General features: G+C 64.5%; 7 protein-coding genes. 4 read left to right on the top strand and 3 right to left on the bottom strand.

Annotated features, from left to right (window positions below; translation table 11 throughout):
• Window positions 1–269: 269 nt before the first annotated feature.
• The 3 genes from QQS14_RS15690 to QQS14_RS15680 form a co-directional block, all read right to left on the bottom strand.
• A complete protein-coding gene (locus tag QQS14_RS15690; protein ID WP_285907961.1) occupies window positions 270–851 on the bottom strand; it encodes a WbuC family cupin fold metalloprotein in 582 nt (193 codons plus the stop codon).
• A 77-nt stretch (window positions 852–928) separates the two neighbouring features.
• Window positions 929–1,789: a GNAT family N-acetyltransferase gene (locus tag QQS14_RS15685; protein ID WP_285907960.1), complete on the bottom strand. Its 861-nt coding sequence runs from the start codon at window positions 1,787–1,789 to the stop codon at window positions 929–931.
• Window positions 1,790–1,805: 16 nt separating this feature from the next.
• The gene (locus QQS14_RS15680; protein WP_285907959.1) at window positions 1,806–2,585 is read right to left on the bottom strand and encodes a polysaccharide deacetylase family protein; all 780 of its coding nucleotides are present in this window, start codon (window positions 2,583–2,585) and stop codon (window positions 1,806–1,808) included.
• Between the two features lie 108 nt (window positions 2,586–2,693).
• On the opposite strand from QQS14_RS15680, the gene QQS14_RS15675 reads away from it, so the two are divergent.
• The 4 genes from QQS14_RS15675 to QQS14_RS15660 all read left to right on the top strand — a co-directional run.
• Window positions 2,694–3,803 carry a radical SAM protein gene (locus QQS14_RS15675; RefSeq protein WP_285907958.1) on the top strand — a complete coding sequence of 370 codons (1,110 nt, stop codon included), beginning with the start codon at window positions 2,694–2,696 and terminating at the stop codon, window positions 3,801–3,803.
• Window positions 3,804–3,937: 134 nt separating this feature from the next.
• The gene (locus QQS14_RS15670) at window positions 3,938–5,104 is read left to right on the top strand and encodes a glycosyltransferase family protein (protein WP_285907957.1); all 1,167 of its coding nucleotides are present in this window, start codon (window positions 3,938–3,940) and stop codon (window positions 5,102–5,104) included.
• 29 nt (window positions 5,105–5,133) lie between these two features.
• Window positions 5,134–6,375 (top strand): glycosyltransferase family 4 protein, encoded by a 1,242-nt coding sequence (locus QQS14_RS15665; protein WP_425607937.1) that lies wholly within the window; start codon window positions 5,134–5,136, stop codon window positions 6,373–6,375.
• A 222-nt stretch (window positions 6,376–6,597) separates the two neighbouring features.
• On the top strand, window positions 6,598–8,079 hold a 1,482-nt coding region (locus QQS14_RS15660; RefSeq protein ID WP_285907955.1), incomplete at its 3' end, for a hypothetical protein.

Below are 8,079 nucleotides of genomic sequence, written 5' to 3'. Positions count from 1 at the left end.
TCCCGAACGCCCCAGCCATTAAGCCTCCTAAGGCCTAGAAGCTGACAAATCGCAAGCTGCGGCTCTTTCGAATCACGGAGCCGCTTCGGCGACTTGATTCGGGAGCAGCGCGATTTGATCAGATTCTTGGCCGGGGAGTGCAGGCGGCCAAGCTAGCAAGGCCCTTTTCTTTGGTGACTTTCTTTTGGGCCAGCAAAAGAAAGTCACCCCGCCGGGAGGGCATCCAAAAACTTGGAGGAGCGACAGCGACGGCTCTTCCCACCCTCTGACTACTGCTCGTCCGCGCCCTTGTCCTGCGCCTTGGCCGCATCGGCCTGGGCCGCGGCCCGCTCGGCCAGACCCTTGAGCATGTCCAGCATGTACGCCTCGGCCCCTTCCTCGCCCTCGGCCGGGGCCCAGGCCGGGATGTCCTTGTCCGTGGCCGGGGCGTACGGGCCGTCCTTGACCTCGAAGATCAGGGTGTCGGGCTTCAGCGCCACATAGGTGTGATAGACGTGGGGGGCCACGTCCACGCCAAAGGTCTCGGTGCCGGGCTGGAGCAGGGTGTGGTCCGCGATCTCGCCGTCCTCGGTGAAGCGCACGAAGAGCACCGAGCCGGAGATGACCATGATGGTCTCGCACTTGGTCGGATGCAGGTGGCGGTGCGGGGTGATGTAGGTGCCGGGCTGGAGCGCGTTGAACATGCGGTGCGTGGTCGCGTCGTGCGACTTGTGCAGCCGCTGGAGCATCCGCTTGCGCGGGCTCTCGCGCGACGCGGCCAGCAGGTTGCCGACCATGGTCAGGGTCAGGGGGACGATGTCGCCGTCCGGCGCGGCCACTGCCGTGGGATAGTCCTTGTTGTCTTCACTCATGCCCGCTCATACCTTGCCGGGGGATTTTGGGCAAGCCGGGGGGTCAGGCCGGGACAGGGGCCAGGTCGTGACCGGGGTCAGTCCAGCTTCAGGTCGAGCAGGGCGATTTCCGAGTAGGCGAGGTCAACGTTGCGCGGCTTGATCCGGGAGGATTTCCAGAAGCGCGGCGAGGGGATGGTCTCCACCTCGGCGCCGTCGCCGACTTTCTCCACGAAGCGGCGGTCGGCGGCCAGCACGCAGTCGCCCTCGGGGAGCAGGGCCTGGGCGATGTCCGGGGCGCGGTCGGTGAACAGGCCGGGGTTGCTGCGGTAGAGCACGTCGTAATAGGTGACGTTGTTGCCCTTGGTGGAGATGGAGAGCAGCAGCAGACACTGGGTGCAGCGGGTGGAGACGAGCACCGGGGTCACGGCCAGGCCCAGGTGGTCCTTGAGCACCTTGACCTCGTCGGGGTTGGCCCTGGCGGCCATGACCTCGGGGTCGCGGATGAGTTCGAGGTTCTCGAACTCGTGGCCGTCCCTGCGCCAGAGCAGCCGCTCGGTGTCGAGCACGTCCAGCCCCATCTTCTTGAAGAAATCAACGCGTTTGGACGAGAGGGAGATGACCGTGTAGGTGGTGTCCGGGTCGGCTGTGGCCATCTCGATCATGGCCCGGCCCAGGCCCAGGCCCCGGTACTCCTTGAGGATGTACCAGGAGGTGAAGTTGAGAAACCGCTCGCGCCGGGTGCCGATGGGCCGGTTGGAGCAGACATGGCCGTGAAAGCCCACGATGCGGCCCGCGTCCTCGGCCACGATGCCCATGTCCGGGTTGTCCGCGCACCAGGGGGCGGCAAAGAGGCGCTTCCACCGCTCGATGGAAAAATCGGGGTTCATGTGCGTGTGCAGCAGCGCGCAGATGGCGTCGATGTCCCGGGTTTCGGCCCGGCGGAGAGTGGCGGTCATGCGGTCTTCCTTTCGATTATTCGGCTGGAGGCCAGATGTCGGCGGGGCTCGTCCAGGTGGCGGCGGGATGCGAGCGGGTGGCCGAAAGCAGGTCGTCCATGAAAATCCAGGCGGCTTCGTCCATCTCCAGGTGGTGGGTGAGCACGCCCGTGGGTTCGTCCGGGTTCACGCGGCCGGACCGTTTTTCCTTAAGATGTTCCGTGATCGAGGTCACGCATTTTTCCGGGCCTGCGAACCGTGCGGGGCCGCCTTTCCATGAGAGCAGGTCGCAGTGGGCGTCGGCCTGGCGCATTCCCTGGGGCATCCCAGGCGGTGCGTTCTTTCCGCCTTCGGTCGATACGCCGCGAAAGCCCAGCCCGGGCAGCTGCGGGAGCAGGGCCGGGTCCATCCTGTTCCACGGCGGGACCACCGCCGGAACGAATCGCTCCCCGAAGAGGCTGCGCAGGATTTCCATGCCCGCGCGCAGCTCGGCCAGAATCTCGCCCATGGGCCTGTGCGGGCCAAGCTCCCACGCCCCATTGCCCGGCGGCGCATGGTTGGCGTGGGCGTAGCCGTGTTGGAGCACCAGCAGGCCCGGCGCGGCCAGCACATGGTCGCGCAGGGCAGGCCCGGTCCTGGCCGGGATGACGGCCAGCCCGCAGGCCACGCCGTGGTCCGCGCCCAGCCGTGTCAGCCGCTCAAGGGAGGCACTCGGCGCGGCCGCGTCGTCGTCGCGCCACCACAGCCTTGCCACGGCCCCGCAGCGGGACCAGACGTCCAACTCTTTCAGCAGCGGAGCGAACAAATCAGCGGCCATGGTTTCCTCGGTGACAGCCCTTGTAGCAGACGTTTCACCGGGACCGCAAGCCGTGGTCTGGCGTTTTCAACCGATCCGTGTCAGGAAGGGCACCAGAGGAGCAAAGTCATGCGCGAGCCTGCCAGCAACATCATATGGAACATGACGCGGAAGTGCAATTTCCGCTGCGAATACTGCTACTTCCCCCACGACAACACCCCGGTCACCCTGACCCTGCCCGTGGACCGGATTCGCGCCTTTCTCGATGCCACGGGCCGGGAATGGACCGTGGGCATGACCGGGGGCGAGCCCTTCATCTATCCCGGCTTTGTGGACATCTGCGTCGCCCTGACCGAAGACCACCGCATCGGCGTGGACACCAACCTGTCCGTGTCCTCCAAGGTGCGCGAGTTCGCCCGGCGCATCGACCCGGCCCGGGTGCAGGATCTTTACGTGGCCCTGCACATCAAGGAGCGCGAGCGGGTCAAGGGCGTGGCCGCCTTCATCGACAACGCCCGACTGCTGATCGACTCCGGGTTCACGGTCATCGTCAACTACGTGGTCCACCCGGACCTTGAGGCGCGGTTCCAGGCCGACCGCGAGTTTTTCGCCACCCACGGCATCCCTGTCACGCCGCGTCCTTTCCGGGGCGAGCACCAGGGGCGGCGCTACCCCGAGGCCTATGGCGACCGGGCGCGCGCCATCTTCGCCGACCACCCCGAGCAGGGGCGCAAGGTGGCCTTCAACTTCCAGGGCGTGCCCTGCCACGCCGGGCGCACGCTCCTGCGCATGGACGAGGACGGCACGGTCTATCGCTGCCCTGGCGACAAGACCGTGCTCGGCAATGTGCTGGACAAAGTGCGCCTGCTGGACGGGCCGCAGCCCTGCGCCCGGCCGCGCTGCCCGTGCCGGGGGCTGGACCATGTGGTGCTCGACGACGCCCGCCGCAAGCTCGTGGAGGGCGTGCAATTCGCCGTGGTGGGCGATCTCGACGCCTCGGCCGCTGCCTTTGACCGCGCCCTGGACCTCGCGCCCGGCCACCCGTGCGCCGAGAACAACCTGGGCGTCATCGCCCTGCGCCGGGGCGACATGGTCGGTGCGGCGCGCCGGTTCGCCGCCGCCCTCAAGGCCCGGCCTCACAAGGCGGCCTATGGGGAAAACCTCGACATGGCCCGCGCCGGAGGCCGTCACCACGACCCCGAACTCTGCCTGGACGTGAATCCGGCAGCCGAAAAGTAAATGGTGGCAGAGGACGCCAAACTCGGGTATGAAGTCCGGGTCGGCGCCCCCTGGACGGGAGCCCGGCAACCCCGTATCGAGCGGGGAACCTTGGCGAGCACGCTGACCGGCGCAGGACATTGCCCGAACGGATTATGGAATCGAATTCGTACAACATCCTGATGTATTCCCACGACACCTACGGTCTGGGACACATCCGGCGCACCATGGCCATCGCGAGAAACCTCGTGCGGCCGGGCGTCAACATCCTCATCGTCACCGGGTCGCCCATCGTGGGCCGCTACACCATGCCCCTTGGCGTGGACTTCGTGCGCATGCCCGGCATGATCAAGAAGAGCAACACGGTCTACGTCCCCCATTCCATCAAGGTCGATCCCAAGATCGCCATCGCCATCCGCAAGAATATCATCCTCTCCACGACCAAGGCCTTCAAGCCCGACCTGCTCATCGTGGACAAGGTGCCATCGGGCCTCAAGGGCGAGGTGCTGCCTACCCTCAAGTGGCTCAGGGGCCATCTGCCCTGCACCCGCGTGGTGCTCGGCCTGCGCGATATCCTGGACGATGCGGCCTCCACCCGGGCCGAATGGGAGAAGAAGAAATACTTCGACCTGCTGCGCGATCTCTACTCCGAGATATGGGTCTACGGCGAAAAGGCGCTCTACGACCCCATCGTCGAATACGCCTTTCCCGAAGACATCGCGGCCAAGACCGTGTTCACCGGCTACATCCCGCGCAAGGTGCCGGGTGCGCGCAAGCTCAAGCGCAAGCACAAGCAGGTGGTGGTCACCATCGGCGGCGGCGGTGATGGCTACATCGTGCTCGACAACTACCTGAAGATGCTCGAAACCAACGGCACCGTGGACTTCAAGACATTGATGATCACCGGCCCCTTCCTGCCGCCCGCCAAGCTCGACGAGCTGGCCGACCGCGCCCGGGCAGTCAAGGTCCAGATCCGCCCCTTTTTCAAGAACATCGAAAAGCGCATGGCCAACGCCGACCTCGTGGTCACCATGGGCGGCTACAATACCCTGTGCGAAATCCTCTCCCTCAAGAAGCCCGCCCTGGTCATCCCGCGCGACAAGCCACGCCAGGAGCAGCTGCTGCGCGCCCAGGTCTTCCGCGGACGCGGCCTGTGCGACTACATCCGCTGGGACGATGTCACGCCCGAGCGGCTGCGCCAGAAGGTCAACGCCCTGCTCGACAACCCCGGCGAATGCGTGGCCGATCTCGAGGACTTCCAGATGACCGGGCTCGACGTCATGCGCGAGCGCCTCGACCACTTCAGAGAGAACTGCCCGTGACCCCACCCGCCAAGGGGCAGACCCTGGGCATGGTGCTCAAAGGGTATCCCCGCATCTCCGAGACCTTCATCTCCAACGAGATCAGGCTGCTCGAAGCCATGGGCTTTCGCATCCACATCTATTCCATGCGCGCCCCGCGCGAGAATTTCAGCCACGAGTCCATCAAGGAGATCAGGGCCAGGGTCACCTACCTGCCCGAGTCGCTCCTCCTCGGCCTGCCCGCGCTGCTGTGGCACAACCTGCGCCTTGCGGCGCGCATGCCCCGGCGCTATCTCGACTGCCTGAGGCTCATGGCCTCGCGCTTTGCCCTCGCGCCCAAGAAGCATACCTGGGTCAAGCACATGCTCCAGGCGGGCTACCTCGTCCAGAAATCGGTCATCGACCACGGGGTGGACCTCGGCCATCTGCACGGCCACTTCGCCCACACCCCCACCACCGTGACCATGTACGCCGCCTTCCTGGCCGACGTGCCCTTCAGCTTCACGGCCCACGCCAAGGATATCTACACCCAGGACCCGCGCCGCTTTGCCGACAAGGTGGCCCGGGCCGAGTTCGTCGTCACCTGCACCCGCTACAACGAGACATACCTCAACTCGGTCTGCAACGGCGAAACACCCATCCACTGCGTGTACCACGGCATCAATCTCGACCTCTTCTCCCTCAACGGGCGGCCCCTCCAAACCACGCCGCCCTACCATGTCCTGACCGTGGCCCGGTTCGTGCCCAAGAAGGGCATCGATACCATCCTGCGCGCCCTGGCCCGGCTGCGCGACCAGGGCGTGCCCCTGCGCTACACCCTGGTGGGCGACGGCAAAAGCGCGGACAAGCGCGCCATCCGCGACCTCATCCGCGAACTCGGCCTCGACGCCGTGGTCTCCATGCCCGGCACCGTGACCCACGACGAGGTCATCCGCCTGCTCCACGAGGCCGACTGCTTCACCCTGGGCTGCCGCGAGGCCAAGGACGGCGACCGCGACGGCATCCCCAACGTGGTGGCCGAGGCCATGGCCACCGGCGTACCCGTGGCCGCCACCAACGTCTCCGGCCTGCCGGAACTCGTCACCCACGACCAGACCGGACTGCTCTGCCCGCCAGACAACCCCGACGCCCTGGCCGACATCATCCTCCGCCTGCTCACCGACCAGCCCACCCGCGACCGGATCATCCCCGCCGCCCGCCAAACCGTGCACCAGGTCTTTGACAACAAACAACTCATCCGCGATCTCGGAACCATCTACCTCTCCCACCACATCCCCTGCCCCGGCCGATAAGGGCAGGCGGGAGGAATGCCTCCGGCGGCCAGGGGGAAGGGGAGCGGAGAAGCGAGGTTTTTTTGCACTGGCCGGATGCAGAAATCCCGGCGAATCAATCGTTGAAGAGCGTGTCAAAATGATATACCGGGAAACGACTTTCTGATGCATTGACGGATGACACCCCGTTTTCAGGGGCCCGGCATCCTGTCATCCCGACCACACCGCAACTCCGGACCGGAAATGACGACACGATTCCCCCTGCTCCTCCTGCTCTGTCTCCTTCTGCTGTCAGCCTGCAAGCATCCCTTTGGCACCTTCCACTCTCCCCGCGCCGCAGACGCGGTGGAGTTCAAGTACGCCCCGGGTTCCCGGGCCGTGCGCGCCGAGTTTAACATGTTTATCAGCATGAACGGTCAGGAAGCCGCCATGGCGATCCCGCCCATTTCCTATGAAGTTGAGTACACTGTGGAGCCACACGGCGACAGGCTCGCCTGGGATGTGGTCCTGCGCGAGCTCTCCGTTTTCGGAGCCCCGCCTGACCCCGGCCCGTTCTATTCCGTCACCTTCACCTCGGACAGCTGGGGCAACAACAAGGCGGACATTGTGATCCGGGAGACTGAAGTCGAAGACGTTATCGGTGTCGGTGCCGCGATCCTTGAGGACATCGGGCTCCCGGAGGGGTTCTTCAGGGTGGGGGATGCCTCGGTGCCAATCAATATGGGAACAATGCAGGGCGACAAGGATACAGTCTTATCCTTTCACGACCCTGCCCCCGCCTACGTATTCACTGGCACCACGACCGTTGACGGCTTGGAATGCTACACCTTTTCCTTTGAGGACGACAAGGCGAGCCTGGTCATGGGCGGCACCAGCATGCCTGCGACCACGACTGCGACAGCCACGCTGTCAAAGGACATGTTTCCGGTTTCCTGGGATGTCTCCCTCGGTGCCACTGACCCGACCAGCGGAATGATCACCACTTATGACCTCAGAATCCGGATGATCACCAAGGACGCGCCAGACGAGACCGGAGAGGCGGCCTCGGTCCCGCTCCAGACCCTCCTCGCCCAGGCTCCGGTTGAGCCTTTCGAAGGCCCGCTGGAATTCAAGTATTCCCCGGGCAGCGCCACCTACGAGACGCAGTTCGGCTTTCAGGCCGAAGGGGTCTTCGTCCCTGTCATAGGTTTGGAAATGGCGGTTTCTACATCAACAGCTGAAGAGAACCTCGCGTGGGATGTCTCGATGTCAAACGTGGCTGTCTTGGGCAACCGCATCGACATGCATTCTTCCGGTTTCGCATACACCACGGACAACCGGGGCAACCTTCTGTCGGAAATATCGGCCTACAACCCTACGCGGGAGGTCCCGACCAAAGTCCAGCACGTGATACGTGACTTCATGCTGCCGACAGGCAGCTACCGTTGCGGAGACGTGGTCATGCCCTTGAGCTCTCCCAACATGGAGAAAATATATACCACACTCGATATTCCTGATGGAGTCGGGTATGTTTTGGAGGGTATCCAGCGTCTGGGCGACAGAAATGCCATCGTACTCTCGGTTGATACCGGCGTGCTTCACCAGAAGAACCCGGTACCCGGGCTGGATAGAACGGCCAGTATCAAGGCCTTCCGGCATTACGACGCGGACACCTTTCTGCCTCTCTGGTTTGACACCCATATTAAACTAAGTATCCCCGTGAATGGCATGACCGGAATAAAAGAA

The organism is Pseudodesulfovibrio pelocollis (assembly GCF_030282845.1).
Classification (GTDB): Bacteria; Desulfobacterota; Desulfovibrionia; order Desulfovibrionales; family Desulfovibrionaceae; genus Pseudodesulfovibrio; species Pseudodesulfovibrio pelocollis.
This window is presented reverse-complemented; position numbering and strand designations above follow the sequence as displayed.

Coding starts and splice junctions, on each gene's coding strand:
- QQS14_RS15690 (WP_285907961.1), bottom strand. CDS start 851: ATGAGTGAAGACAACAAGGACTATCCCACGGCAGTGGCCGCGCCGGAC.
- QQS14_RS15685 (WP_285907960.1), bottom strand. CDS start 1,789: ATGACCGCCACTCTCCGCCGGGCCGAAACCCGGGACATCGACGCCATC.
- QQS14_RS15680 (WP_285907959.1), bottom strand. CDS start 2,585: ATGGCCGCTGATTTGTTCGCTCCGCTGCTGAAAGAGTTGGACGTCTGG.
- QQS14_RS15675 (WP_285907958.1), top strand. CDS start 2,694: ATGCGCGAGCCTGCCAGCAACATCATATGGAACATGACGCGGAAGTGC.
- QQS14_RS15670 (WP_285907957.1), top strand. CDS start 3,938: ATGGAATCGAATTCGTACAACATCCTGATGTATTCCCACGACACCTAC.
- QQS14_RS15665 (WP_425607937.1), top strand. CDS start 5,134: ATGGTGCTCAAAGGGTATCCCCGCATCTCCGAGACCTTCATCTCCAAC.